This is a genomic window from Bradyrhizobium iriomotense, from assembly GCF_018129405.1.
Classification (GTDB): domain Bacteria; phylum Pseudomonadota; class Alphaproteobacteria; order Rhizobiales; family Xanthobacteraceae; genus Bradyrhizobium; species Bradyrhizobium iriomotense_B.
On sequence record NZ_JAFCLP010000020.1, the window covers coordinates 117,630 to 143,334 of the forward strand.

Below are 25,705 nucleotides of genomic sequence, written 5' to 3' on the forward strand. Positions count from 1 at the left end.
AACGACCATGGCCGAGGTCAACCTGCTCCAGCCGATGCACGCGTCGACCAAGCGGAACTACGTTCAGCGTGTGGTCGAGCATGACAAGGCGGAATCGGCGGCCGTGGCCCGGCAATGGGGACGCGATTACTGGGACGGCGACCGGCGCTACGGTTATGGCGGATATCGCTACGACGGAAGGTGGCGCCCGCTCGCCCAGACCCTGATCGACCGCTATGGCATCAAGCCCGGCATGAGCGTGCTCGATGTCGGCTGCGGCAAGGGCTATCTGCTCTACGAGTTCACCCAACTCGTCCCCGACCTCACGATCGCCGGCATCGACATCTCCGACTATGGCATCGCCAACGCCAAGGAGGAGGTGCGGCCGCACCTGAAGGTCGGCAGCGCCGTCGAGCTCCCCTACCCCGACCACAGCTTCGACCTCGTGGTGTCACTCGGCGTGCTGCACAACCTTCCGCTCGAGGACGTCTTCCGCGCGGTGCCTGAGATCGAACGCGTCGGACGCGGCGCCTCGAAATATCTGATGGTGGAATCGTTCCGCAACGAGCGCGAGAAGGCGAACCTCCTCTACTGGCAGCTCACCTGCCTGAGCTTCCACGGTCCGGAAACCTGGGCCTGGATCTATGACAAATGCGGCTATCGAGGCGACCATGGGTTCATCTTCTTCGAGTGAGACGGCGCGTCCGCGCCCGCCGACTTCGCTGCGTGCACAAAATCCGGAAGTCTACTATTCCGACGACGCCATCGTCACCGCGGACGACGCCACGATCGCGGAGCTGAAGCGCATCGCCGCCGGCAACCCGCGTCTGCGCAGCCGGCTGTGCACGCATCCCGATCCCGCGTCCGGCCTGCACGAGATGCTGATCGTGCATCACCGCGATGCCTATGTGCGGCCCCACAAGCATCTTGGCAAACCGGAATCGTTTCACGTGATCGAGGGCACCGCGCAGGTCGTGATCTTCGAGGATGACGGCGGCATTCACGAGGTGCTCGAGATGGCGCCCTACGGCCAGGGCAAGCGCTGCTATTACCGCATGCCGGAGAAGGTCTTCCACTCGATCCTGATCACCTCGGAATGGCTGGTGTTTCACGAAACCACCGCAGGCCCGTTCGACCCCTCCCGCACGGCCTTTCCCGATTGGGCGCCTGATGGTAGCGACGCAGCCGCGGTCCAGGACTACGTGACGAGGACTGGCACGCTCGCCGCGGAGCATCTGGCGAGAAAATAGGCTCCGACCGCTATTGCTGCTCGACGAGCCCGCCGCGAACTATCGAGGACGACACCAGCCAATGAAGCCGCCTGCAAAAGCACTGGTTACTCTGGCCAAGTTCGCTGTCTCGATCGGCATTCTCGTATTGTTGCTGCGTGCCCAGGATTTGTCGTCCCTGAAAGCCGATCTTCTCGCTGTCAAATTGGACATGCTGGCGCTTGCAGTGCTGCTGCTGTTCGTCCAGACCTTCGTGCTCTGTCACCGCTGGATCCTGATCCTCCGCGCCATGAAGGTGCTCCTGGATTGGCTGCCCGGCTGGCGCATTCTCATCGTCAGCACCTTTTTCAATCAGGTGCTGCCCGCGGGCGGTGACGCGGTCCGCATCTGGATGCTGCGGCGTCACGGCGTTCAATGGTCGCCAACCATCAGCAGCATCGTGGCCGATCGCTTCCTCGCCCTGTTGGCGCTTGGTGTCGTCATATTGGCAGGAATGCCGTTCCTGCTGCCACGAGTCAGCGATAATTCGCTCCTGTTCGCTATTCTCATCGTTCTCGTAGTCGCGTGTTTCGGCCTGATCGCCCTGCTCACGCTGGATCGCTGGCCGCCCCGCATCATCGCGGCCCTGCCGGACCGGATCGTGCAGTTTGCAATGCTGGTCAGGGCTCCGCTGGCGGCTGAAGGGCGCGGGACGCTGATCACGGCTGCCATCATCATCCACCTGATCACGATCGCGGCCTGTTACGTCCTCGCGATCGGCCTCGACGCGCCGCTCTCCCCGCTTAGTGCATTCGTTCTTGTTCCGCTTGTCATTCTGTCGTCCGCAGTTCCGATCTCGATCGGAGGCTGGGGCGTGCGAGAAGGCGCAATGGTTGCTGCGCTTGGCCTGGCCGGGATCGCGTCCGACAAGGCGCTCGCGATATCGGTTTTGCTCGGCCTTGGCGGCCTGATCGTGGGACTGTTCGGCGGCCTGGTGTGGCTGGTCGCACCGGAGCGCACCAATTTCAGCACAGAGCACGCAAGGGCCGTCGCCGATCGGACCGACGCCGCATCGGTTTAGCAATGGGCAACAGCGGACAAGATCAAACCATGGGAGCCGCCAAGGTGCACTTGCCCACCAGCCTCGAGGCGTGGCTGTGGCGGGTGCTTATCTTCGCGCCGGCCGCTGTTTCGATCTGGTGCCTGAATCGGCCCGACACTTACCGAACGCTGATATTCGATGGCGGTTGGGTAACGCGATTTTACGTTGTCGCCTGGATCATCCTGACACCGTATCTTGGCTGGCTCATCATGGCGACCGGCCGCCTGACGTTCTCCCTCGTCAAGCACGAACCCGCTCAGCGGGTCGACGAATTCTTCGTCGGCGCGGCCACACTCGTATTGACGGGATTTGGGTTCGGCGCTCTTTCACTTCTCTATCCGCAAATCGTGCTCGGGTTATCGATCGCAATTCTGTTGTGGGATATTCGGAGCGTCTGGACGCCGCAGAAACTCGCGCTAAATCTCTCGCTGATCACGACATCGCTGCTCGGTCTTTGGCTTCTGGCAACGGTGTTTCTGGATCGCGCCGTCATACCTGACGTCATTTCGACCGACGTTCAGCAGCTCTATGCACCGTATCTTGCGGAAGTTGCGAGAAATCACAGCATCTGGCTTGCGGACGACAACCCCATCTTTTCCGACTTCGAAATCGGCCACGGAAATGGGCTGCACTTGTTGCTGGCGACGTTTCTGCCTCCGCACGTCGCCCAGATCATTTCATTTCTCTACTTCGTCGGCATCGGCGCGGTCATTTTCGAGCTCGCCCGCCTCATTCTGCCATTGCAGATTCTGGGACGGCGGTGGCAAGCCGCAGCGATACCGGTTGCACTCGGCTTGGCAATTCTGGGTCTTGCTTGGCCCAGAACGATGCCGAGCGTCACACCCGGTCTCCACACCATGGAGTTCGGAAAATACCACCTTCAGACCGCGGCGTTCTTCGTCTATTTCCTTCTGGTTGTCATTCGGTCCTCCCAACATCGAGACAGACTTGCCGCCGGCATTTGCGCCTTTGCCGTTGCCGCTTCCTATCCGCTCTATGTCGCGTTTGTCTTCTTGATTTCGTCATTGGGAGTGCTCACCAAGGCGCTTCAGCGCGACTTATCCGGCGTCATGACTGGCGCACTGCTCGGAGCGGGAGCTATCGCCGGGTGCATACTGGCCTTCTCTGTCAACTATCTTTACCTCGGAATCCCGGCAACCAACCCGTACTCGCTGTTCCGAAGCGTCGCGTCGGTAGAGCGCTTCTCGCAGTTCGGCAGCCTCGATATTCTCGACTACTTTGTGCTGGCGCAGTCGCTGGAGGTCAGCGACTTCCTCACCAAGGCGGGCTTGTACGCCTTCTTCGAGCAGATCAAGTCCGTTCTCCTGGTCGCTATTCTTCTCACGACGACGGCTTTGGCCGTCATTTTCATCGACTGGAAGCTGTTTCCCGACCGGTCCGACGCCTCGAAGCCGCTGACATTGCCCAATCCCGCGGGGGCTTTCATCGTTATCGTCTACTTAGCCAGCGTCCGGCTTCTGGATATGACCTTGAATATTCCGAGCCTGGTCAGACTATCCATTCATGCCAACGCACTATTCCCGCTTGCGACCGTCGCAATCGCCTGTTGGGGACTACTCATCGTTCGGCGACTGACCCCGATTTGGTTCGCCGGGCGCTACGCTCCTGATGTAGCTGTCCTGGCGCTCTTGATGGCCTGCGGCTGGGCGACCGTTTCGTATCCCTGGCGCAGCTTCAGGGATGACGGAGCCATCGCTTTTCTGACCGGGCGCCCGCTTCGTCAGATGCCGCGTGTTGAGGTGGACTGGCAACGATGTGACGTGCTGCAGCAATCGACGGGCTCTGATCGCATTCTGCCCCTCAACGGCTATCGCGCGATGGTGCCATGCTATTTCTCGCCCCTGCTCACGCGCGGCAAGGTCGTTCATACCTATGAGAGCGATGTCGCGCGCGATTTCAAAAAGATCGCGCTGGGGACTCCCGATACGGCAGAAGCCGCACTTCGTGCGTTGAAAGTGAATCTCTTTTACGTTCAGAAGGAGAATTGCGATTTTTGGCTGAACGGGTTCTCTGATCTCTTCCAGAAAGACGAACTGGCGAAGCGCTTTACTGTTCGCATCGAGACTCCGGATTACTGGCTGTTGACGTGGCAAAATGGCGATCAACCGATGAGTCCAGATGCAGAGACCGAAATCTCGATGCTAAGAGCGAGATCGAAAGACATCTACCGGGACGCTTATGGCGTGGAACCATTCGAGGCGATCAAGCACCGTCTGCCATCAAGCGACAAGCGCAGAGATCTCAGGCTTCTTGAGCAACTCTCCAAGTGCCGCTGAGGGTTGCCGATTTGATGGCGAAAAACGATCCTGCACGGAGATTTCAGATGCATTTCAGCAGATTCTTGTCTTGGAGCGGGCCCCGCTGGCAAACGAGCGCGCGCGCCGCCCTGATGACAGCTCCCCTCCCCATCGCGGCGTTCGGCCTCCTGGTGAAGATTCCTCCCGAGGTCGAATTTTTCAGCGGCGGCTTCCTGACGGCGTTGAACAGCTTGTGTCTCGCTGTCCTCGCTCCCTATGTCGTTCTCGCGTTTGTCGGAACGGGAGCCCTGCTCGTTAGCCCGCTCGCCGACGAAGATATCTACCTCGACACCGCTGACCTGCTCGTGCTGCAATTCTTCGGCGGCGCCGCTCTATGCAGTTTGATTGGCGTTAGCCTCGGTGCGGCCGGGTTGCTCTTCCCGTGGATCACCATCCCATTCCTGACGGCCATCGTAGCCTGCTACCTTGCGCGGCAATTGTGCTCGACGCGACCCGCGGTGATATTCCACAGCTTTATCTTCCGCTTCTCGCCGACCTGCAGAACCGGCACACCCTCTGGCTCAATCCCGAAGCACCGAAGCTGTTCTGGTTGCTCGCGAACAGCGTGGAATCTCTTAACTTATCAATTGAGATGAACGCTCGGGCCCTATATAGCCGTACAATGGTTGCCAGTTGCGGGCCGTAACGGCTCGGGGCCACAACTTCAGAACTTTTCCTGCAAAGAGCTAGACCCGTGACCGATCATTGCCGCCTCTGCCATTCGACCGACCTGCGACCGGTCATCGACCTCGGATTGATGCCGATTGCGCATCGGCTGCGACACAGCCGGAACGAGCAGGACGAACGGTACCCGTTCGAGGTCCTCGCCTGCGGCGAGTGCGGTCTGCCCCAGATCGTCAAGCCGATCGATCCCGACATCCTGTATCGGCAGTTCAATTATAACTTCAGCAGCTGGAAGCCTGAACCGCACCAGGTCGACGAGCTCGACACCATTGCGAAATTCTCGAAGCATCAATCCGTGTTCGAGATCGGCTGCAACGACGGCCTGTTCATGGACAAGCTTCGCGAGCGCGGCGCGAAGGTCCTGGTCGGCGTGGAGCCCAACCCGGTATCGGGCAAGATCGCCCGCGAGCGCGGCATCAAGGTCTATGCCGACATGATCAGCCCGGCGATGTGTCACGACGCCGTGGCGCAGGCCGGCAAGTTCGACCTCGTCGTCTCGCGCCAAGTGCTGGAGCACATCGTCGATTTCGAGAACTTTTTCGATTGCGTGAAGATCGCTCTCAAGGACGACGGGCTGCTGTTCATCGACGTGCCCGACTTTGATCCCGGCTCGACGGCGGGAGACCTCTCCGTCCTCTGGGAGGAGCACGTCAGCTATTTCACCGAGCCGACCCTGCTCGCCCTGCTGGCGCGCCACGGCTTCGAGGCGGTGTCCGTGAAGAAGTATAATTTCAGCGGCGGCAGCCTCGCGATCGCGGCCCGCCGCGCCGCGCATGCCGTGACACCGCCGCCCGCCCCTGCCGGCGTCGGCGAGAAGTTCGGCCAGCGCGCAAGAGAGTATGGCGCACGCCTGCGACCGATTCTCGCCAAGGCTCGCGCCAGCGGCGCCGAGATCGCCATCTACGGTGCAGGCTGCCGCGCCTGCACTTTCACCAATGCGCACGAACTGGCGGACCTCATCGACCTCTCGGTTGACGACCAGAAGGAGCGCCAGGGGCTGTTCCTGCCGGGCACCGGAATCCCGATCCGCTCGCCGGAGGACCTGACCGGCAAGTCGAACGCGCTCGTCTGTCTTCTGGCCGTGAACCAGGAGAACGAGGCCAAGGTCAGCAGCCGGTTGCGCGAGAACGTAAAGCGCCCGCTGCACATCGTCTCCATCTTCGCGCCCTCCGATATCTGGAGCGAGCTCGATCGCCTCGAAGCGGCCGCAGGGTCGCGGCATGGCTGACGACAAGCTCTTCAATTACTACGAACGTCAGAGCGTCCTGCCGACGTTCGGGAATTTCAAATCGGCCGCCGAACTCGATGCATATGCCAGACAGCGGCGCGAGCTGTTTCTGGACAAGCTCGCGCTGCCGCCGCGGCTGTTCCGCGACGCCGAGGTGCTCGAATTCGGTCCTGACTCCGGTGAGAACGCCTTGGTGTTTGCCGGCTGGGGCGCGAACATGACCCTCGCCGAACCGAACCGGCATGCTCATCCGAAAATCGAGGCCTATTTTGCGCATTTCGGCCTGACCGAGCGCCTGCGCGAACTCGCGCTGGCCGACGTCGAGGGGTTTCACAGCGATCGACGTTTCGACATCATCGATGCCGAAGGATTCATCTACACGGTGCAGCCGAGCGAAAAATGGCTCGGCATCTTCAACCGGCTGCTCAATCCGGACGGTTATGCCGTCGTTTCCTATTACGAACGTTATGGCGGCTTCTTCGAGCTCGCGCTCAAGGCGATCCATGCCGCCGGCAAGGTGCTGACGGGTCGACCGGCGCTGGAGACGGCGAAGTCGCTGTTCGAGGCGAAGTGGAACAGCATTCCGCACACCCGCAGCTTCGAATCCTGGCTGATGGACGTGCTCGAGAATCCGTTCGTCCGATACCGGTACTTCCTCGATTCGGGCGCCCTCTGCACCGCGGCACATGAGCAGGGGTTCGACATCCATTCGGCATGGCCCGCCTATCACGACAGCCTGGATGTCTACTGGCACAAGAAGGTCCTGTCGGCGGACGAGAAGCTGCGTCGCGCGGCGCGCCACCTCGACCGCAGCCGCCTGAGCTTCCTCGGCGGACGAAAGCTTTATCTGGTCGGTCAAGCCGACACAGTGAGCGCGATCTCGGCCTCGATCGAAGCGCTGGTGCTCGATGTCGACAGGATGATCGACGACCCCTTCGGCGACAGCCTGCCCCGCGTGATCGCGAGCCTCGCTTCGTTGCGCGAGACGATCCTGACGACGGACATTCTTGCCGACGATGCTTCCGACATCGAAGCCATCACCGCGACGCTCGATAGTTTCCATCGCATCTTCGGCGCGATCGGGCGGCGCGATGCGTCCGCGATCACCGCCCTCACCCAATCGGACCCGGCGTTCATCAACACCTGGGGTCAGCCGGCGCATTTCCTCGTCGTCCGGAAGCGCCTCGAGGGATCGTAGCCAGTGAGGCCAGGCATTGGCATCATCGGAACAGGCATGGTCGGCCAGATGTGCCACCTCGCCAATTTCGTTGCCAATCCCGCCTGCCGCGTCGTCGCGATCGCCGATCTCCGGCCCGACCTGGCAGCCGCCGCCGCGCAGAAATTCGGCATCTCGCGGGTCTACAGCACGCACCGGGAGCTGCTCGCGGATAGCGAGGTGTCCGCCGCCGTCGTCGTGACGAAGCGTCGCGCCACCGGCCCGATCGTGCTGGACGCGTTGAACAGCGGCCGGCACGTGCTGTCGGAGAAGCCGATGGCTTACACGACGGTTCAGGCCGCTTCGCTGGTCGAAGCTGCGCGGCGACAGCGCCTCGTCTACAGCATCGGCTACATGAAGCGTCACGACGCCGGCGTAGCGCGCGCGCTGGCTGAACTGACTCGCTTGCGCGCAGACGGCTCGCTCGGACGCATTGTCGGAGCAACAGGCTGGTGCTTCGGCGGCGAGACCGGCCGATCGCACGACAACTTCGTCATGACCGGCGAAACCCGGCCGGACGGGCTCGATCTCTGGCAGGATGGTCCCGACTGGATGCCGGGCGCGTTGCGGCCCGGCTACGACAACTTTCTGAATGTGTTCAGCCATATCATCAACCTCGCGCGCTACCTGCTCGGATCGTCACCGACAGTCGCCGCAAGCGCCGTCGAGATCGCCGGCGCAGCGACCGTTACGCTCGATTTCGACGGCGTCGCGTGTGAGCTGCAATTGTCGAACGGGTCCGAAGGTGCTTGGCGCGAGGGACTGAGGATCGAGTTCGAGCGGGGCGCGGTGACCATCGAGTTGCCCCCACCCTTTGCCGAGCAGGAGGCGGAGGTCATCATCGACCGGGACGGTCAAATCACACGTCTGACGGGCGAAGGCAGCTGGGCGTTTCGGCGTCAGGCCAATGCATTCGTCGCCGACATCGTCGAACGACGGACGCCGCTTGCGTCCGGCGAAGATTCGGTGACCGACATCGTGCTTGCCGAGACGATCTGGAAGCGGCAGGTCAGCGGTTAGGCATCGCGTCCGCTTTCGGGTGACCGAGTGGCATTATTCCCGCGATGGGCCCCGGCCTGATGGTGACCTCGGCGAGTTGCCGCAGAAGCTCTGATACGTCGCAGCGCGACAGCAGACGGCATGCGTAGTACTTGCGCGCCAGAGCCTGGTTCGGCGCCGCGCCGGGACCCGGCTGGAGCGAGATCGTCGCCTGCGGCCCCGACGGATCGAAATGACGGAACGCGCTTCCCGGCGCCGTCCGCATCATTTCCATTTCCTGGAGGACGGTCGGACGCTCGGCCCGCAACGCAAATCCGAAGAAGGATTGATTGCCCCAGGCAAGGCGGAGCATGCCGGTGACCTCGGCGACGCCGAACGGAACATGCCGTGAGGGGTAGTCGACGAAACCGTCATCGAGCGCGAAGACCGTTGCTGCCGGCTGGGCCCGGCTGACGAGGTCGTTCGCGAGGGCCTCCTGCTTCAGCGTTCTCGCCTGCATGAACATGTATGTGTTCCACAGCAGGCCGATCGACAGCACCGAGCCAAATCCAAGCACGATCGCGAAGGCTGCCTTCGGACCAATCGCGTGTTCGACCCATCGCTTGAGACCGAGGAGGATCAACGCCGATGGCAGGCCGAACATCAGCAGATGACGGCTCTCATAAAAGTGCGAGCTGTCGGGCCGCGATCCCGCGACCAGATAGGGAAGCGACAAGGCCAGAAACAAGACGACGGCGAGCAGGAGCGGCGCGACAACCATACATTTCGCGGTGGTCGGCTCCGCCTCGGACCGCAACAAAAACAAGGCGGCGCCGATGAGGAGTGCGGCCACGACGAGCGGCGCCGGTGCCTCGATCGTCATCTTGAGCACGCCGACCACGACGTCCCAACAACTCGTGATGAAGAACACTTTCCAGCCGTTCGCCAACTCGCCGAGCGTCGGGAAATGGGCGCCATAGTGCTGCGCGTACACGCCGATTCGCTTGAACCAGATATTGAGCGCGCCCCAATAGACCAGAGGAAGCACTATCAGTTCCGGATAGCCCAGGGCGCAGCGCCAGGCTGCGAGCCATGTGCGGCGAACGAAGCCGTGTGCCGCGTCCCCGCCCCGCCATATCGCGATAAAGAGACCGAGCACCACGAAGGTATAGAGCACGATCGTCGAGTTGAGCGCGAAGCTCAGAAGGAATACCAGCGCGCCGGCAATGCGAAGAAGAACGCGTCGCAGGCCATGAGCGCCGAAGGCGAGCGTCAAGATCCACGTTCCCATGAACACGAGCCCGAAGCTGAGTACATAGACCGCATTCGCCTTGCCCGCCCATAGCTGGTAACCGGGATAGGTCCAGACGATCAGCGCAAATCCAACCGCCTCGGCGCGATCGAGCAGATCCAGCCGCGTTGCGGTGAGCACCAGACACGTCGCACCGAGGAGAATTCCTGCGAAGGCCATCGCCACCATCACGGCGACGGGCGCGCCGGTCCAATTGGCGAAGGTGTCATAGCCGTAGAAGATCGGATGGCCAGCACCGGACAGGAGGAAGTCGATGTCGATCGTGTAGTCCGGACGCGGCTTAAGCACGAACCAATCGTCCATGAAGAGGCCGTCGTTCAGCAGCATCGGCGCATGCGCAACCAGCAGCAGCACCAGCAGAACGACTGTCGCGCGCAGCATTCCGGATGTACTGGGAGGGGAAAGAGACGGCATCGGTGGCAAGAATTCGCATGCCTATCTGAGCGCCGCAAGAGCCGGAAGGCCGGATATCGATTGGTCATTGACCCCCAAAATCCGACCTCCTATAGACACCGCACAGACTGGGCAGCACCGAGGCGTCCAAGGCGATCTTCCGCGATGAACTTCCTACCGGGCCCGGCGCAGACAACTGCGATCTGTCTCAGTGCCGCGCTTCCGCTGCTGTTGCTTTGCTATGCACGCATCACTGCCATTCGCGGAGCTGGCCGCCGTATTCGGCTGGGCTGTCTCAGCGTGGTCGTACTTTTTGCGATCGCCTGCATCGCAATCCCAGGTCCAAGGCATCTCGATGACGTGGTCAGCGGCCTCTTCCTCCTGACGACGGCGATGATGCTTTGCTACGTCCTGTTCAGCCTGTTGGCCTGGGGCTTCACCCTGACGCTACTCACGGCGCTCGCCCGGGCCGGATCGCCCCTCACCTTGGAGCAATGGGCTGCTGCCTACATGCAGGGGGGCGACCTCGGTAACTTCGCGCACAATCGATTGAAGCTGCTGATCGGTTCGGGGATGGTGATCATCGCCGACGGCAAATTGGCGCCGACAGCCAAGGGGCTTGCGGTGGCGCATCTCGTCAAGTTCGTTCGCTTCTCAACGGGGCTGGGATAAGCCACGATGTCATTCGCTGTCGGTTTCATCGCTGCCGTCGCATTTGCCGTGCTGGCGCCTGTCCTGCAGTCCGTTGCTCGCGCGCGGGCATGGTCGCTTGCACCGGTGATCGTGCTCGCGATCACCGCAGTCGTTTCGCATGTTATTGGCGTGCTGTTCGGCGTCTTGATCGTTCCGCAATTCCGCTATTGGGACGCCGCATCGATTTTCAGCTTTGGCGTCATGGGTTACGTTTTTGCTTTCGGCGCAGTCTCCAAATCGGTCTCGCTGGACATCCTGCTCGGTCTTGCCGAGCGGCCCGACCGGACGGCTCCGCTGTCGGACGTTGTGGAACGACAAGTTCCAGCTCTGTTCCAGGGACGGACCGGGATCTTGATTGACGGCGGCCTGGTCGAGCAGATCGATTCTCGGTTTGCCGCGACGGCGGCAGGGCAAATCATGGCAAGCCGGATCGGGCGGCTGCGGCGTGCCTTCGGCATCGGCGACACCGGACTCTACGATTTTGGGGAGTAGTTGCCCGAATGCAACGCAGTTGCGTTGACCTGACTGACAGGACCGATATTGTTGGCTGCATTCTGATCACCTAGAGTTGTGGGTGGGGTTCCAACAGTACTGAGTGGCCGGTAACGGCGGTAGACAATGACACCTTCCAGGGCGGCAAAAAGGCTTACGATCGTCATCCCTGCGCTGAACGAGCAGGAGAAGATCGCCGATACCATCGACGGCGTGCTGCCGCTCGCACGCGAGCTGCTGGACGATTTCGAGATCTTTCTGATCAACGATGGCAGCACCGACGCCACCGGCGCGATCATGGACGAATTCGCGGCCGGGGAGCCGCGGATCACAGTGCATCATAACCCCGAACGGCGGGGCGTCGGTGCCGGCTTCGAATACGCCCTGTCGCGCGCGAAGTTCGATGCCATCACCCTGATCCCCGGCGATCATGCCTTCCAGAACGAAGGCATTGAGAGGATGTTAAAGGCGGTGGGCGCCGCCAACATGGTGATCACCTACCGCGACAATCAATCGGACCGTTCCGTCAACCGTTCGATCCAGTCGCATTCGCTGCGGTTCATCTTAAACTGTCTGTTCGGCTTCTGGCTGTCCGACTACCACAGCATGATCGTGTACCCGGTGAAATGGCTGCGCCGGATCGCGGTCAAGGCCGACGGCTACGGCTATCAGATCTGTGCGTTGATCTCGCTGCTCCAGCTCGGCCTCACCCATGTGCAGGTACCGGTCAGCCTGAACGCGGAGCTGAAAGGCTCCTCCCGTGCGCTGCGGCTACACACCTATTTCGAGCTCGGCGGGACGATCTTCTCGCTGCTCCGCCGCGTTCCCATCCGACACGTCGATCTCAGCCAGATTCCCGTCGAAGCCGGCCGGACCTCCGCACGCTGATCCACGGACGTGCATAGGCCCGTCAGGATGGACCAGGTCGGCGAGCTCTGCATCGTGGGGCTCCAGGATGGCCGAATTCTAATCAAGAAGATCCAGCGCAGCCGCGCGCGCCAAGGCCTGTATCACCTCCTCTCGAACACGGAGGTTCCCATTCTCGACGTAGAGATTGAGCGGGCGGCCAAGGTGCTTAATATGGTGCCACAATAGGTGGATTTTATGTTTTCCAGAAAACGGCTGCGCGCCTTCTGGCCGCGGGAGCGATTTCCGCGGGCAAGAAGAGTTTTAGCGGGCGCATACCGCTCCAGCAACCAAATGAGATTTCTGGCGTGGAGCATTGGTTCCAAGCTGCGCTTTGGCCCCACTCGGTGGGCGACTGTCTATCAGGGCCTAAGGATTAGGGTGCTGACCGATGATTACCGTGGGTATCGCGTCGCAGTTCTGCGCGGCACTCAGCGCGAGAAGATTGACGTTTGGAATCAGATCGTTGGTTTCAAGCCGGACGTCTGTGTCGATGTTGGCGCGAATTACGGAGAGTTCTCGGTTTCGGCCGCCGCACTTGGCGCGAGACAAATGATCGCCATCGAGGCGAATCCGCTTCTAATACCATGCCTTCGAGCAACGCTCGGTCAATACCAAGCAACCGCGGTTATTCACGCTGCGATTGCCGATCGCGACGGCGAGGACACGGATTTTTTTTTCAACGCCAGGGAGACCGGCTCCGCCTCGATCGCCGCCGCCAGTCCTAGCTCCGGACCAAATCGGTACGGCACCGACGTCTCGAGCGCAAAGGTACCGACCCGGCGCCTCGATACGCTGGTTCCAGAACTACTTGGCGCGCAGCCTAGATCATTGTTGCTCAAGGTGGACGTTGAGGGATTCGAGGAGGCCGTTCTCGCAGGCGTTGGAGGACTGATCAGCCAAGCCTCATGGTGGCGCGCCATTATTGAATTCAACCCGAGCGCTTTGCGCAATTCGGGCAGTGACCCAGCGCGGGTTTGGGAGAAACTCAGGGAATTTCCAGGGTTCGTGATCGACGGCACCGCCGTTAACGAACAAAAGCTAGCTCGGCTTGAAGCAAGACTGCCTCTGGTCACGCCCGGGGAATGCGACGTCCTCATCGGATTTGGCAGCCCTCCACCATGACGTAAGATTCGCGGCCGGAAGGTGCCCTACATCGACGGTGATCTTGTGGACCGCGCCACAGTCATTGCCGACGTCGCCGAGGACGTTTTGTGGCCGGGAACGGCACCACCCATCAGCTCATGGCCATGTTCGATTGGGACTCCGTTCGGATGGCGGAGGTCTGTACCACGGCTGCAGAGCAAAAGCGCCTGGCTGGCGAGGCCATGTTCCTGATCTCGCTGGATCGCAAGGAGAACAGCGATTGTCGCACCACTGAGCCGGCGCTGTCGCACCGGCCAAAAACGTGAGGTAAATCAAATGGATGAAAATCGGGTGGCAGGAGTGGCAGGGCTCGAACCTGCGACCCCCGGTTTTGGAGACCGGTGCTCTACCAATTGAGCTACACTCCTACGAAGCTGCGTCGCCGCGGCTCAGGGCCGCTTTCAAGCACAGGGGGCGACCGGATTGCAAGGGAGAAGCGCACAAGGGCCGCTTGTTCACACTGCGACTTCTGGGCGACAGTTCGTCCCGAACGACAAGAACAACCCGGGAGCCCTCATGAACGCCGCCCAAGCCGCCCTTAATTCCGCCACCGTAGCCCGGACGCCGGCTTTGCCGGAAGCCAGGCCCGAGACACTCGGCCTGTCGCGCCCCCGCCTGCAGGCCATGTCGGACGCCTTCCAGCGCGAGATCGACAAGGGGACCATCCCCGGCGTCACCGTGCTGGTGGCGAGGGGCGGCCAGGTCGGCTGGTTCGAGGCACTCGGCAGGCAGAGCCCGGCGGGCGCAGCGCCGATGGCGCGCGATTCGATCTTCCGGATCTTCTCGATGACCAAGCCGATCGTCTCGGTGGCGGTCATGGCGCTGGTCGAGGACGGCTACCTCCTGCTGGGCGATCCCGTCGCCAAGTTCATTCCGGAGTTCGCTGACCAGAAGGTCGGCGTGGTCAGCGGCGGCAGGCTGGAGCTGGTTCCGCCCAGGCGGGCAATGACGGTGCAGGACCTGCTCCGCCATACCTCCGGCCTCACCTACGAGCACCAGGGCGACGGGCCCGTGCACAAGCTCTACCAGGAGTCCCGCGTCCGCAGCCGCAAGATCACCAATGCCGAGCACGCGGCGCTGGTGGCGAGCTTCCCGCTGGTCTGCCATCCCGGCGACGAGTTCAACTACAGCCGCTCCACCGACATCCTGGGCCGCATCATCGAGGTCGTCAGCGGCAAGTCGCTCGGTACGTTCTTGAGCGAGCGCGTCCTGGCCCCGCTCCAGATGGCCGAGACCGGCTTTGCGACCTCCGGGGCCAATGCCAACAGGCTCGCCGAGCCGTTCGCGGCCGATCCCTGGACCGGCGACAAGGTCGCCCTTTTCAACATGCTCGAGCAGCCGGTGATGGAATCCGGCGGTGGGGGTCTGGTCTCCACCACGATGGACTACGCCCGCTTCGCGCTGATGCTGCGCAACGGCGGCACGCTCGACGGCAACAGGATCATCGGCCGCAAGACGCTGGAGCTGATGGCCTCCGATCATCTCGGGCCCGGCGTTGCCACCAACGGCACGCTGCTGTCGCCCGGGCACGGTTTCGGCCTCGGCTTCGCGGTGCGCACGCAGGCCGGCATCGCGCCCTTCCCCGGCAGCGTCGGCCAGTATTTCTGGAGCGGCATCGCGGGCACGTTCTTCTGGATCGACCCGAAGGAGGACCTGTTCACCGTGTTCATGAGCCAAGGGCCAGGCCAGCGCGACTTCACGCGGACCTTGGTGCGGGATCTGGTTTACGCGGCGGTGGAGTGAGGCGACGTCGGTTAGACGCGGCGCTGCCTCCTCACACTCGCTGTCATGCCCCGGCTTGACGGGGGCATCCAGTACTCCGCAGCGGCAGTTCGTTCACATAACTTCGGCCGCGGAGTACTGGATCGCCCGCCTTCGCGGGCGATGACACCTGTGGTTATCTCAACTGATCGTCGCGCCGCCGTCGATCACCATGGTCTGGCCGGTCATGAAGTCGCCGGCCGCAGATCCCAGGAACACGGCCGCGCCGGCGATCTCGTCGGGGATGCCGATGCGCAGCAGCGGCGAGCGCGAGGTCGAGGCTTTCAGGTTCTCCGGATTGTCCCACAGCGCCTTCGCAAAATCAGTCTTGATCAGGCCGGGCGCGATGCAGTTCACGCGAATGTTGTGCTTGCCGTATTCGCAAGCGAGGTTGCGCGCAAGCTGCATGTCGGCGGCTTTCGAGATCGCGTAGGCGCCGAGGATAGTCGAGCCCTTCAGGCCGCCGATCGAGGAGACGATGATGATCGAGCCGTCCTTGCGTTCGATCATCTGCGGCACCACCATCGAGATCAGCCAGTTGTTGGCGACGATGTTGTTGTCGAGAATTTTTCTGAACTGATCGTCGGAGATGCCGGCGAGCGGCCCGTAATACGGGTTCGATGCCGCGTTGCAGACCAGCACGTCGATCTTGCCGAAGGCACGGTTGCTCTCATCGACGAGGTTTTGCAGGTTCTCCTTCGAGGAGATGTTGGCGGCGACCGCGACGGCAGTCCCCTTGCCGAACTTGTCGCTGATGCCTTTCGCCACCTGCTCGCACACATCGGCCTTGCGCGAGGAAATCACCACCTTGGCGCCGTGCTCGGCCATGCGCTCGGCGATCGCAAGCCCGATGCCGCGCGTCGATCCCGTGATGACGGCGACTTTCCCCTTCATGTCGAACAAGGTCATGTTTCTCTCCCAGATTTTGATTTTCGTAGGCGATGTCATTCCGGGACGGTCCGTAGGACCGGACCCGGAATCTCGAGATTCCGGGTTCGATGCTTTGCATCGCCCCGGAATGACAACTTAAATCACGCGAGCTTCTTGACTTCCGGTCCTGCCGGCTGATGCATCGCCGCGTGCGCGTCGTCAGCGATCCACGGTTGCTGATTGACCATCGGCAATCGCCAGACGGTGCGCTCCGGGCTTGCGAAATAGTCGAGCCGCGTGATCGAGACATTATCGATATCGAAGGACAGCGCCCGCTCCACCTGGCCGTCGAGTGCAAGGCCGATCGCAGCCTTGATGGTGCCGCCATGTGCAACCGCGATGATGTCCTGCCCGGCCGCCTCCACGTTGATCCGCTCGATGGTGCGGCGCGTGCGGTTGTAGAGATCCATGAAACTCTCGCCGCCGGGCGCGGGCTCGTTGATATCGGCGAACCAGCTCGTGCCAACGGGGCGGCTGGCGATGAACTGGGCGCGGTTCATACCCTGCCACCGGCCGAGATTCTGCTCGGCGAGGTCCGCTTCCCGTTTCATCGAGGCAGGCCGCGGAAAACCGGCCGCCCAGATCGCTTCGGCCGTCTGATGCGTGCGCATCAGATTGCTCGAATACCAGACCCCCTTGCGTGGCAGCACCTTGGCAACGGCATTGAACACGTAAGTATCGCTGGTGTCACAGGCGATGTCGCTCTGCCCGTAGATGTTGCCGCCGTCATTGCGCACCGGCGCGTGACGGACCCACCACCATCGTGTCGTGACCACATTGGGCTTGTCTTCGGCTGCCATCGAAACCCTTCCATCCCGTCTGATGTCGCTGTACGTGAGTAGGCAACGTGTCTCAAGACACTTTACCGTTTGAAATCTTGTTTGAAATTCCGTCGCGCGGCAAGCGTCACGCGAGGCACCAGAGGGAGAAACGCATGGGCCGTCTGCAAGGCAAATCCGTCATCATCACCGGCGCCGGCAGCGGCATCGGCCGTGCGGCTGCGCTGCTGTTCACCAAGGAAGGCGCAAAACTGATCGCGGTGGATCGCACCGAGGCGGTGAACGAGACCGTCGCGGAGATCAAGAAGGCCGGCGGTGTCGCGGAAGCGATGGTGGCCGATGCCGGCTCCGAAAAGGACGTGATCGCCGTCATCGACAAGGCGGTGAAGACGCACGGCCGGCTCGACGTGATCTGGGCCAATGCCGGCGTCTCCGGCGGACTCGTTCCGCTCGCCGAGCAGACCGTCGAGCATTGGCAGGAGATTTTGCGCATCAATCTGATCGGACCGTTCCTCGCGGTGAAACATGCGATGCCGCACATGGTCAAGCAGCAGTCGGGCGCGATCGTGCTGACCGCCTCTGTCGCGGGCCTCAAGGCCGGCGCGAGCGGGCATCCCTATGCCGCGAGCAAGGCTGGCGTGATCAGCCTAGTGCAGACCACCGCCTATTCGCTCACCGGCACCGGCGTGCGTATCAACGCGGTGTGCCCGGGCCTGATCGAGACCGGCATGACCAAGCCGATCTTCGACCGCGCCAAAGAGCGCGGCACCCAAGACAAGATCGGCCAGCTCAACCCGCTCAAGCGCGCCGGACAGCCACACGAGCTCGCTGCAATGGGACTGTTCCTGGCAAGCGACGAGGCCTCGTATGTGAATGGGCAGGCGTTCCCGGTGGACGGCGGTTTGACGGCGTCGATGCCGTATACGGGGAAGCCGGTGTAGTTCGCCCCCGTGTCCCGGACGCGACGCAGCGCGTAAACGTTGCGGCGCAGAGCCGGGACCCAGAGTGTCGCAAGCATGGGCCCCGGCTCTGCAGCGCACCGCTGAAAAAGCGCTGCGCTGCGTCCGGGGCACGAGACCTGAGTTTTCGTGCGCATCTGCATCAACGCCGTCATTGCGAGCGCAGCGAAGCAATCCAGAATGCCTCAGCGGAGGCAGTCTGGATTGCTTCGTCGCAAGGGCTCCTCGCAATGACGGAGTGTGAGCAAGAGCGGCGCTCGTTCAATTCGCATTGCCATTCGCAGACACACCTTCGCATCCTCGCGGCATCTTCCGCCCGAGCTTTGCTTGGCTGCCCCCGGTGAAAAGGGCGCAGGGAAGGCCGGGTGCCGGCCGGGCACCCACGGTCCACTGTGCGAAAGGCGGCAACAAGGAATTTGCACAGCGGCATACAGGTGAAGCCAAACATCCGGCCTTCCCTGCGCAGTGGTTTTACGGCTTATGTCGTGATCTCCCCGGGGAGCGATGCACTATTGCCCCCGTCGCCTTGCGGATGACTGACGTGCGGACCCGGTCGGGCCGCAACATCACCGCAAGACTTGACGCACAGACCCCGGGCGTCAGGACCACACGATTTTGCCGTACGTAAGCCGCACCTGTCGTTGGCGCGAGGTCTTCGCTCACGGCTCTCCGCCCTGCGAAGCTTTTCGCGCCGATGCGGCCCACGTCCACCGCCGCCCGGCCCGCGTTCGTGACGATCGCGATACGCCCCTCTTCCTTGGGCCGGGTTGCCGCGACACATACGCCGTTTCCGAATTTCGGTAAAGTGGAATATTTTTGGCGAGGCGTCTTGACCGATCGTTTGGGTGTTTTGCCCGACAGGCAACACAAGGTCTCGTAGCCCGGATGAGCGAAGCGACATCCGGGATTCACGGCACTCGCTTTTCCCGGGTGTCGCTACGCTCACCCGGGCTACGGGTCTGTGTTGATTTGCACCACCCGCCGCCACGTTGGTATGGTTCCTGCAGGCAACTCAGCCTCCATTCCCTGACAAGACCGTGACAATGCCAAGCTCAAGACCCGACCGCATCCGCAAGCTCCTCGCCGACCTCGTCGGCTTCGACACCATCAGCGACCGCACCAACCTGCCTCTGATTGCCCATATCGAGAGCTATCTCGCCTCGTTCGGCATCAAGGGCGAGCGCATCACCGACGAGACCGGGCAGAAAGCTTCGCTGTGGGTCACGATCGGGCCGCAGGACCAGCCGGGCTTCGTGCTCTCGGGCCATACCGACGTGGTGCCTGTCGTCGGCCAGGACTGGAGTCATGATCCGTTCAAGCTGGTGGAGCGCGACGGCAAGCTCTACGGCCGCGGCACCACCGACATGAAGGGCTTCGTCGCGGTGTGCCTTGCCATGGTGCCGGAGATGGTGGAGGCCAGGCTCAAGACGCCGATCCACCTGGCGATCTCCTATGACGAGGAGATCGGCTGCGTCGGCGTGCGGCCGATGCTGCGCGAGGTCGCGAAGAAGAGGGTCAGGCCGCTCGGCGCCTTCATCGGTGAGCCGACCCAGATGCAGGTTATCATCGGCCACAAGGGCAAGCACGGCGTGCGCGCGACGTTCCACGGGCTCGCGCGCCATTCCTCGATCGCGCCCGAGGGCGTCAATGCGATCGAATATGCCGCCGAGCTGATCGTCGAGATCCGCCGCCGCGCCGTGGCACTCGCGGCCGCGCGATCGACCGACAGCCTCTACGACGTTCCGCACTCGACGCTACTCACCAGCATCGTGCATGGCGGCGCCGCGCTCAACATCGTGCCCGACACCTGCACGGTGGATTTCGAATGCCGCGGCATCGGCATCGCCGAGTCGCGCGAGGTGACGGATGCGATCGTCGCCTGGGCCAAGGCCGAACTCGAACCGGCGATGAAGGCGAGACATCCGGAGTGCGGCATCGATTTCGAGGAGATCCTCGACTATCCCGCGCTCGATACGGCCGCCGATGCGGCGATCGTCACGCTGGCCAAAAGCCTTGCCGGCCGTAACGACCACGCCAAGGTCGCCTTCGGCACCGAAGCGAGCCTGTTCGCCAGCATGGCCGACATCCCGTCCGTGGTGATCGGCCCCGGCGCGATCGCGCAGGCGCACACGCCGGATGAGTTCGTGGAGATGGCAGAGCTGGAGAAGTGCGCAGGCTTCGTGGAGAGGCTGATCGCGCATTGTACGAAGTAACAACCGCCAGCGTGGCCGCGTAGCCCGCCATGAGCGAAGCGACATGCGGGACCACCTGCCCCGGATATCGCTTCGCTCATCCGGGCTACGGCAGCACGCTGCCGCTCAGCGCTCCTGCAAGGCCAGCCGGACGCCGACGGCGCAGTAGATCGTCCCGACCACCTTGCCCTGCCACTTCACCACTGCGGGATGTCTGCGAAGAACGTCGCCAAGACGCCCGGCGCCGACGGCGAACACGACGGTGCTGAGCAGGCCGAGCAGCACGAAGACGGTGCCGAGGATTGCAAGCTGAACTGCGATCGCACCGTGCTCCGGCCGCACGAATTGCGGCAGGAAGGCGAGGAAGAACAGCGCGGTCTTGGGATTGAGCACTTCAGTCAGCACGGCCTGCCGGAAGGCGCGGCCCGCGCCGATCGCGGGCGCGCCGCCCTTCAGCTCGATCGGCGCCTTGTCGAGCATGGCGCGAATGCCGAGATAGATCAGGAACGCCGCGCCGGCATATTTGACGACGCTGAAGAGCAGCGCGGATGTCGCGATGATCGCCGAGAGGCCTACGATCGCCATGCTGGTGTGGATCAAGTCACCGGCCGCAATCCCCGCGCCCGTCGCGACGCCCACCTTCGTTCCCGAGCTGACGGCCCGCGCCATGGTGAGCAGCGTTGCCGGGCCCGGAATGAACACGAAACCGAGCACGATGAGGACGTACGTGATGAGAGTGGCGTGATCAATCATAGTCGCGGCTCCGAAGGCGGATCAGTGCTGGAGGCTGAGCGACGGCGAGTAATCCACCGGCACAAGCAAGCGGTCCTCGATCTGACCTACCATGAGTCCATGCTCCACGTGAGTGACCCGCTTGATCTCGCTCCACTCGGCATCCGCCATGAAGGCCGTCCATGCCGATGTCTTGGTCGCCTCGTCCGGCCATTCCAGCAGATAGGTGAACTCGGTGCGGTCGCCGAACTTGGTTTCCCACATCGCCACGATCCGGAAGCCATATCTGGTTCGCATGATGCGTGCGGCGTGATCGCGAAAGCGGGCGTGGAATGCGGCCTTGTTCTTCTCGAAGATTTCGTAGATGCGCAGTTGCTGGATCATGATCGGTCTCCGTGCCTGGCGGAGATAGGATCGAGCCGCGGGATATCAAAGGTCGCGATCTCGGAGACATGGTGGGCACAGCGCTATGCGCCTTTGCATGCCCTACAGGTGTCATGCCCCGGCTTGACCGGGGCATCCAGTACGCCGCGGCTTCTCGGTTCAAGCACTGCTGTCTCTGGAATACTGGATTGCCCGCCTTCGCGGGCAATGACGCGGAGTGTGTGGGAACGGCGGCGTACCACAAAAAAGGCGCGGCCACCAGCCGCGCCTTCACCATTCCTACACCGCGCCCGCCTTCTGCGCGTAGTGCCATGAGGCCTGCGACAGCGGCACGGTGCGCTTGGCTGACTCCAGCGCCTTGGCGTTGGCGGCGGTGCCGTCGCGGATGCGGCCGGCGATGCCTTGCGTGATGCCCGCGAGGCGGAACAGATTGTAGGAGAAATACCAGTTGAGGTCGGGGACGCTCATCTGGGTGACGTTGCAATAGATCTGCGCCGCCTCTTCCAGGCTCGGGATGTTGAGCGCCTTGAGGTCGACGCCCTGCAGGCCCGGCATGATCCACTGCATGAGCAGATAGGTGAAGTCGGCCATGGGATCGCCGAGCGTCGACAGCTCCCAGTCCAGCACGGCCTGCACGCGCGGTTCCGTTGCGTGGAAAATCATGTTGTCGAGGCGATAGTCGCCGTGGACGATCGAGACGCGCGCCTGCTCCGGCACGGTCTTGGGCAGCCATTCGGCGACCTTCTCGAACTCGGGAATGTGCTGGGTCTCGGACGCCCGGTACTGCTTGGTCCAGCGGTCGATCTGCCGCGCGAAATAGTTTCCGGGCTTGCCGAAGTCGCCGAGACCGATCGCGACGGGGTCGAACATGTGCAGCTTGGCCAGGGTCTCGATCTTGCTGGTGAAGATTTTTCGGCGCGCGTCGGGATCCTGGCTCGGCAGCGTCGGATCCCAGAACACCCGGCCCTCCTCCATCGACATGATGTAGAAGGCAGCGCCAATGACGCTGTCGTCCTGGCACAGCGCAAAGGCATGCGCGACCGGAAAGCCCTGCTTTCCAAGCGCCGCAATGACGCGATATTCGCGATCGACCGCATGCGCCGAGGGCAACAGCTTGCCGAACGGCTTGCGGCGCATCACGTAGGAACGCTTCGGCGTGTTGAGGCGGTAGGTCGGATTGGACTGGCCGCCCTTGAACTGCAGAACGACCAGCGGGCCTTCAAAACCTTCGACGTGCTCGTGCATCCACGCCTCGAGGCGCAGCTCGTCGAAACGATGCCGCTCCTCGACCGGCTTGGTGCCCGAGAACTCCTCGTCTTTCCTGACGCCGTCAGCCACGGTGACGCTCCCTCTTCTCATTGTCGTCATTCCGGGGCTCGCACAGCGAGAACCCGGAATCTCGAGATTCCGGGTTCGATGCTTGCGCATCGCCCCGGAATGACGGTGTGGGGAGCACGCAGCCCTCCCCTGTTTTAGTGCGTGGAGGAGTTTGCATACTTCCGAAGTTCAAGTCTGGCAATGGCGCGATTGTGCACCTCGTCCGGACCGTCGGCGAGACGGAGCGTGCGGATGTGGGCGTAGTCCTTGGCAAGGCCTGCCTCGTCCGAGACGCCGGCGCCGCCAAAGGCCTGGATCGCCTGATCGATGATCTTCAAGGCCATGTTGGGACCTGCGACCTTGATCATGGCGATCTCGAGCTGCGCGGTCTTGTTGCCGACCTTGTCCATCATGTCGGCGGCCTTGAGGCACAGCAGGCGATTCATCTCGATGTCGGTCCGCGCCTCGCCGATGCGCTGCTCCCACACACTGTGCTCGATGATCTTCTTGCCGAACGCGGTGCGCGAGGCGAGCCGCTTCACCATCTTCTCCAGCGCCTCCTCGGCCTTGCCGATGGTGCGCATGCAGTGGTGGATACGGCCGGGGCCGAGGCGGCCCTGCGCGATCTCGAAGCCGCGCCCCTCGCCGAGCAGGATGTTCTCCTTCGGCACCCGCACGTTCTCGAGCAGGACCTGCGCATGGCCGTGCGGCGCGTCGTCGAAGCCGAACACCGGCAGCATCTTCTCGACCTTGATGCCGGGCGTGTCGAGCGGAACCAGGATCTGCGACTGCTGCAGGTGCTTGGCGGCCGAAGGGTCCGTCTTGCCCATCAGGATCGCGATCTTGCAGCGGGGATCGCCGACGCCGGAGGACCACCATTTGCGGCCGTTGATGACGTAGTGGTCGCCATCCTTCTCGATGCGGGTCTCGATGTTGGTCGCATCGGACGAAGCGACCGCGGGTTCCGTCATCAGGAAGGCCGAGCGGATCTCGCCGTCCATCAGCGGACGCAGCCATTTGCGCTTCTGCTCCTTGGTGCCGTAGCGCATGAACACTTCCATGTTGCCGGTGTCGGGCGCGGAACAGTTGAACACTTCCGAGGCCCAGGTGATGCGGCCCATCTCTTCCGACAGCAGCGCGTATTCGAGATTGGTCAATCCCGCGCCGCGGAATTCATCGTCTTCATGCTCGTTCGGCGGCATGAACATGTTCCAGAGGCCTTCGGCCTTCGCCTTCTTCTTGAGGTCCTCCAGCACCGGAATGACCTTCCAGCGCTCGCCGCTGCGATCCTGCTCGTCATAAACAGGCACCGCCGGGCGCACATGCTTGGCCATGAAGGACCGCACGCGGTCGAGCCATTCCTTCTGCTTGGGGGACAGGTCGAAATCCATGGGACGCTCCTCGTTTCTCTCTCGCTGGTCGTTTTGTGCCGGACTGTCCTCCCGCCGCGCGCGGCCCGCAAGCGCGAATGCGCTGGCCCTGCGGACGTCCCGGAACCCAGCGCAGTTGCGAACGAGTCCCGATTGCGGATTGACTTTTCCCGGCCTTCAAACGATAGTTTCATACAACTGTTTGAATTGCAACTCCCTCGCTCACGACGTCATTCCGGGGCGGCCCGCAGGGCTGAACCCGGAATCTCGAAATGTGGCGCGAGATTCCGGGTTCGACGCTGGCGCGTCGCCCCGGAATGACGGGACAAGAGTCATGGCCAGCGATCATACGAGGTCTGCCATTCTCGCCGCCGCCGAACGGCTCTACGCCGATCGCGGCTTCGGCGACGTGACGCTGCGCGACATCGTCGCGGAGGCCGGCGTCAACCTCGCCGCGGTGAACTATCATTTCGGCTCCAAGGACGAGCTGATCGCGGAATTGTTTGTCACCCGTTCGATCGCCACCAACCGCGAGCGCCTGCGCGAATTGAAGGCGGCGGAGGAGCAAGGCGGCGGCCGCGCGCCGATCGAGGTGATCTTGCGGGCGCTGGTGGGGCCGACCTTGCGGGGCTGCCTTGGACCGGAGAACCAGCGCTCGACCGCGGCGCGCTTCATGATCCGCGCCTCGATCGAATCCGTGCCGCCGATCCGCCGCATCAAGAACCGCGAGATCGACCATTTGCGCAAATTCGCCGGCGCGATGCGCAGGTCCCTGCCCGACCGCAGCGACGTCGATATCTATTGGGGCCTCAACTTCGCGCTCGCCATGGCGCACCACACCATCCGCGAGAGCGAGCGCCTGACGAAGCTGTCGGAAGGCAAATGCGACCTCGACGACGTCGAGGACGTGGTCGCGCGCGTCGTCAGCGTCGCGACGATGGCGCTGACGGCGGGGCGGAGCGAGGCAAAGGCGCCGTCAAAGGTGGCGGCGCGCTAAGGACCCGTGAAGGCTGAAGCCGCGGCGACGGTGTGCTCCCTCGCCCCGCTTGCGGGGGCTTGCGGGGAGAGGGTTGGGGTGAGGGGGAGTCTCCCCGGGGACGGTGGCAGCAGGACTCGCGGAGAGTCCCCCTCACCCGGAATCCGCGCTACGCGCGCATTCCGGCCTCTCCCCGCACGCGGGGAGAGGCGAAGCGACCACTCACATCATCGCGATGCAGTCGATCTCGACGTCGAAGGGGGCGAACCATTCCGGCGTGCAGACGAAGATCCGCGCCGGCGGGTCATGCGGGAAGTAACGCGCATAGACCGCGTTGAATGCGGCGAAGTGCTTGGTCGAGGTGCAGTAGACGTTGCACTTCATGACGTTGTCGAGGGAGGCGCCGGCCGTCTCGAGGCACAGCTTCATCTGCTCCATGACGATCTCGCTCTGGCGCTCGATCGGAGCGGCGGCGATCTCGCCGGTCGCGGGATCGAACGGCGGCAGGCCGGCGACGAAGATCATGTTGCCGGCGCGCGTCACGGGCGAGGTCGGCGCCTTCCAGCGATCGAGAAACGACGAGATCGGTTCGACGCGGAGCGCTTCGCGTTTCATGGCGGCCACCTTCGGTTCGAGCGAGACTAACGCCT

Annotated in this window: 25 protein-coding genes and 1 tRNA gene; 17 read left to right on the top strand and 9 right to left on the bottom strand. The window is 62.7% G+C overall.

What is annotated here, in order from left to right; all coding sequences use genetic code 11:
- Positions 1–7: 7 nt before the first annotated feature.
- From JQ592_RS30765 to JQ592_RS30800, 8 genes are all read left to right on the top strand, one after another.
- Positions 8–673: a class I SAM-dependent methyltransferase gene (locus JQ592_RS30765; protein WP_211406489.1), complete on the top strand. Its 666-nt coding sequence runs from the start codon at positions 8–10 to the stop codon at positions 671–673.
- Entirely contained in the window at positions 651–1,229 is a 579-nt protein-coding gene (locus JQ592_RS30770) for a WbuC family cupin fold metalloprotein (RefSeq protein ID WP_211406490.1), read from the top strand. Before JQ592_RS30765 ends, JQ592_RS30770 begins: the two co-directional genes overlap by 23 nt.
- A 61-nt stretch (positions 1,230–1,290) precedes the next feature.
- Positions 1,291–2,268, top strand: a complete 978-nt coding sequence (locus JQ592_RS30775) for a lysylphosphatidylglycerol synthase transmembrane domain-containing protein (RefSeq protein WP_211406491.1) — start codon at positions 1,291–1,293, stop codon at positions 2,266–2,268.
- A gap of 29 nt (positions 2,269–2,297) precedes the next feature.
- Positions 2,298–4,586 carry a hypothetical protein gene (locus JQ592_RS30780; RefSeq protein ID WP_211406492.1) on the top strand — a complete coding sequence of 763 codons (2,289 nt, stop codon included), beginning with the start codon at positions 2,298–2,300 and terminating at the stop codon, positions 4,584–4,586.
- A gap of 47 nt (positions 4,587–4,633) precedes the next feature.
- Positions 4,634–5,203 (top strand): hypothetical protein, encoded by a 570-nt coding sequence (locus JQ592_RS30785; protein ID WP_211406493.1) that lies wholly within the window; start codon positions 4,634–4,636, stop codon positions 5,201–5,203.
- A 98-nt stretch (positions 5,204–5,301) separates the two neighbouring features.
- Positions 5,302–6,519: a class I SAM-dependent methyltransferase gene (locus JQ592_RS30790; RefSeq protein ID WP_211406494.1), complete on the top strand. Its 1,218-nt coding sequence runs from the start codon at positions 5,302–5,304 to the stop codon at positions 6,517–6,519.
- Positions 6,512–7,717, top strand: a complete 1,206-nt coding sequence (locus tag JQ592_RS30795) for a class I SAM-dependent methyltransferase (protein ID WP_211406495.1) — start codon at positions 6,512–6,514, stop codon at positions 7,715–7,717. The genes JQ592_RS30790 and JQ592_RS30795 overlap by 8 nt, the downstream gene beginning before the upstream one ends.
- A 3-nt stretch (positions 7,718–7,720) precedes the next feature.
- Positions 7,721–8,755, top strand: a complete 1,035-nt coding sequence (locus JQ592_RS30800; protein ID WP_211406496.1) for a Gfo/Idh/MocA family protein — start codon at positions 7,721–7,723, stop codon at positions 8,753–8,755.
- Here JQ592_RS30800 and JQ592_RS30805 read toward each other — a convergent pair.
- Positions 8,745–10,406, bottom strand: a complete 1,662-nt coding sequence (locus tag JQ592_RS30805; RefSeq protein WP_211406497.1) for a hypothetical protein — start codon at positions 10,404–10,406, stop codon at positions 8,745–8,747. The two genes, JQ592_RS30800 and JQ592_RS30805, sit on opposite strands and share 11 nt — an antisense overlap.
- A 177-nt stretch (positions 10,407–10,583) precedes the next feature.
- Between JQ592_RS30805 and JQ592_RS30810 the strand changes: the two genes are divergently transcribed.
- From JQ592_RS30810 to JQ592_RS30830, 5 genes are all read left to right on the top strand, one after another.
- The gene (locus tag JQ592_RS30810; RefSeq protein ID WP_211406498.1) at positions 10,584–11,090 is read left to right on the top strand and encodes a hypothetical protein; all 507 of its coding nucleotides are present in this window, start codon (positions 10,584–10,586) and stop codon (positions 11,088–11,090) included.
- A 48-nt stretch (positions 11,091–11,138) separates the two neighbouring features.
- On the top strand, positions 11,139–11,603 hold the full coding sequence (locus JQ592_RS30815; protein ID WP_349630509.1) for a hypothetical protein: 465 nt from the start codon (positions 11,139–11,141) through the stop codon (positions 11,601–11,603).
- Positions 11,604–11,729: 126 nt separating this feature from the next.
- The gene (locus tag JQ592_RS30820; protein WP_211406500.1) at positions 11,730–12,491 is read left to right on the top strand and encodes a glycosyltransferase family 2 protein; all 762 of its coding nucleotides are present in this window, start codon (positions 11,730–11,732) and stop codon (positions 12,489–12,491) included.
- Positions 12,492–12,707: 216 nt separating this feature from the next.
- Positions 12,708–13,634, top strand: coding sequence for an FkbM family methyltransferase (locus tag JQ592_RS30825; protein ID WP_211406501.1), 927 nt, complete (start codon positions 12,708–12,710; stop codon positions 13,632–13,634).
- Between the two features lie 89 nt (positions 13,635–13,723).
- A complete protein-coding gene (locus JQ592_RS30830; RefSeq protein ID WP_211406502.1) occupies positions 13,724–13,921 on the top strand; it encodes a hypothetical protein in 198 nt (65 codons plus the stop codon).
- A 26-nt stretch (positions 13,922–13,947) separates the two neighbouring features.
- On the opposite strand, the gene JQ592_RS30835 is transcribed toward JQ592_RS30830, so the two are convergent.
- Positions 13,948–14,023, bottom strand: a tRNA-Trp gene (locus JQ592_RS30835).
- A gap of 148 nt (positions 14,024–14,171) precedes the next feature.
- On the opposite strand from JQ592_RS30835, the gene JQ592_RS30840 reads away from it, so the two are divergent.
- Entirely contained in the window at positions 14,172–15,398 is a 1,227-nt protein-coding gene (locus JQ592_RS30840) for a serine hydrolase domain-containing protein (RefSeq protein ID WP_211406503.1), read from the top strand.
- Between the two features lie 159 nt (positions 15,399–15,557).
- Here JQ592_RS30840 and JQ592_RS30845 read toward each other — a convergent pair whose 3' ends face one another.
- On the bottom strand, positions 15,558–16,325 hold the full coding sequence (locus JQ592_RS30845; protein WP_211406504.1) for an SDR family NAD(P)-dependent oxidoreductase: 768 nt from the start codon (positions 16,323–16,325) through the stop codon (positions 15,558–15,560).
- A 122-nt stretch (positions 16,326–16,447) separates the two neighbouring features.
- Positions 16,448–17,146, bottom strand: coding sequence for a histidine phosphatase family protein (locus tag JQ592_RS30850; RefSeq protein WP_211406505.1), 699 nt, complete (start codon positions 17,144–17,146; stop codon positions 16,448–16,450).
- A gap of 134 nt (positions 17,147–17,280) precedes the next feature.
- Here JQ592_RS30850 and JQ592_RS30855 point away from each other — a divergent pair, with 134 nt between their 5' ends.
- Positions 17,281–18,066, top strand: coding sequence for an SDR family NAD(P)-dependent oxidoreductase (locus JQ592_RS30855; protein WP_211406506.1), 786 nt, complete (start codon positions 17,281–17,283; stop codon positions 18,064–18,066).
- 1,061 nt (positions 18,067–19,127) lie between these two features.
- Positions 19,128–20,297, top strand: coding sequence for an acetylornithine deacetylase (gene argE, locus JQ592_RS30860; protein ID WP_211406507.1), 1,170 nt, complete (start codon positions 19,128–19,130; stop codon positions 20,295–20,297).
- Positions 20,298–20,402: 105 nt separating this feature from the next.
- Here argE and JQ592_RS30865 read toward each other — a convergent pair whose 3' ends face one another.
- The 4 genes from JQ592_RS30865 to JQ592_RS30880 form a co-directional block, all read right to left on the bottom strand.
- Positions 20,403–21,029, bottom strand: coding sequence for a LysE family translocator (locus tag JQ592_RS30865; RefSeq protein WP_211406508.1), 627 nt, complete (start codon positions 21,027–21,029; stop codon positions 20,403–20,405).
- Positions 21,030–21,050: 21 nt separating this feature from the next.
- Positions 21,051–21,392, bottom strand: a complete 342-nt coding sequence (locus tag JQ592_RS30870; protein ID WP_211406509.1) for an NIPSNAP family protein — start codon at positions 21,390–21,392, stop codon at positions 21,051–21,053.
- A 279-nt stretch (positions 21,393–21,671) separates the two neighbouring features.
- On the bottom strand, positions 21,672–22,730 hold the full coding sequence (locus JQ592_RS30875) for a phosphotransferase family protein (protein WP_211406510.1): 1,059 nt from the start codon (positions 22,728–22,730) through the stop codon (positions 21,672–21,674).
- Positions 22,731–22,864: 134 nt separating this feature from the next.
- Positions 22,865–24,100, bottom strand: a complete 1,236-nt coding sequence (locus tag JQ592_RS30880; RefSeq protein WP_211406511.1) for an acyl-CoA dehydrogenase family protein — start codon at positions 24,098–24,100, stop codon at positions 22,865–22,867.
- Positions 24,101–24,413: 313 nt separating this feature from the next.
- On the opposite strand from JQ592_RS30880, the gene JQ592_RS30885 reads away from it, so the two are divergent.
- Positions 24,414–25,076: a TetR/AcrR family transcriptional regulator gene (locus JQ592_RS30885; protein ID WP_211406512.1), complete on the top strand. Its 663-nt coding sequence runs from the start codon at positions 24,414–24,416 to the stop codon at positions 25,074–25,076.
- 201 nt (positions 25,077–25,277) lie between these two features.
- On the opposite strand, the gene JQ592_RS30890 is transcribed toward JQ592_RS30885, so the two are convergent.
- Complete coding sequence (locus JQ592_RS30890; protein ID WP_211406513.1) at positions 25,278–25,670, bottom strand: RidA family protein; 393 nt, start codon at positions 25,668–25,670, stop codon at positions 25,278–25,280.
- Between the last annotated feature and the right edge of the window lie 35 nt (positions 25,671–25,705).

Coding starts and splice junctions, on each gene's coding strand:
- JQ592_RS30885 (WP_211406512.1), top strand. CDS start 24,414: ATGGCCAGCGATCATACGAGGTCTGCCATTCTCGCCGCCGCCGAACGG.
- JQ592_RS30845 (WP_211406504.1), bottom strand. CDS start 16,325: ATGACCTTGTTCGACATGAAGGGGAAAGTCGCCGTCATCACGGGATCG.
- JQ592_RS30825 (WP_211406501.1), top strand. CDS start 12,708: ATGTTTTCCAGAAAACGGCTGCGCGCCTTCTGGCCGCGGGAGCGATTT.
- JQ592_RS30850 (WP_211406505.1), bottom strand. CDS start 17,146: ATGGCAGCCGAAGACAAGCCCAATGTGGTCACGACACGATGGTGGTGG.
- JQ592_RS30785 (WP_211406493.1), top strand. CDS start 4,634: ATGCATTTCAGCAGATTCTTGTCTTGGAGCGGGCCCCGCTGGCAAACG.
- JQ592_RS30775 (WP_211406491.1), top strand. CDS start 1,291: ATGAAGCCGCCTGCAAAAGCACTGGTTACTCTGGCCAAGTTCGCTGTC.
- JQ592_RS30865 (WP_211406508.1), bottom strand. CDS start 21,029: ATGATTGATCACGCCACTCTCATCACGTACGTCCTCATCGTGCTCGGT.
- JQ592_RS30795 (WP_211406495.1), top strand. CDS start 6,512: ATGGCTGACGACAAGCTCTTCAATTACTACGAACGTCAGAGCGTCCTG.
- JQ592_RS30810 (WP_211406498.1), top strand. CDS start 10,584: ATGAACTTCCTACCGGGCCCGGCGCAGACAACTGCGATCTGTCTCAGT.
- JQ592_RS30840 (WP_211406503.1), top strand. CDS start 14,172: ATGAACGCCGCCCAAGCCGCCCTTAATTCCGCCACCGTAGCCCGGACG.
- JQ592_RS30870 (WP_211406509.1), bottom strand. CDS start 21,392: ATGATCCAGCAACTGCGCATCTACGAAATCTTCGAGAAGAACAAGGCC.
- argE (WP_211406507.1), top strand. CDS start 19,128: ATGCCAAGCTCAAGACCCGACCGCATCCGCAAGCTCCTCGCCGACCTC.
- JQ592_RS30805 (WP_211406497.1), bottom strand. CDS start 10,406: ATGCTGCGCGCGACAGTCGTTCTGCTGGTGCTGCTGCTGGTTGCGCAT.
- JQ592_RS30880 (WP_211406511.1), bottom strand. CDS start 24,100: ATGGATTTCGACCTGTCCCCCAAGCAGAAGGAATGGCTCGACCGCGTG.
- JQ592_RS30890 (WP_211406513.1), bottom strand. CDS start 25,670: ATGAAACGCGAAGCGCTCCGCGTCGAACCGATCTCGTCGTTTCTCGAT.
- JQ592_RS30765 (WP_211406489.1), top strand. CDS start 8: ATGGCCGAGGTCAACCTGCTCCAGCCGATGCACGCGTCGACCAAGCGG.
- JQ592_RS30820 (WP_211406500.1), top strand. CDS start 11,730: ATGACACCTTCCAGGGCGGCAAAAAGGCTTACGATCGTCATCCCTGCG.
- JQ592_RS30855 (WP_211406506.1), top strand. CDS start 17,281: ATGGGCCGTCTGCAAGGCAAATCCGTCATCATCACCGGCGCCGGCAGC.
- JQ592_RS30770 (WP_211406490.1), top strand. CDS start 651: ATGGGTTCATCTTCTTCGAGTGAGACGGCGCGTCCGCGCCCGCCGACT.
- JQ592_RS30780 (WP_211406492.1), top strand. CDS start 2,298: ATGGGAGCCGCCAAGGTGCACTTGCCCACCAGCCTCGAGGCGTGGCTG.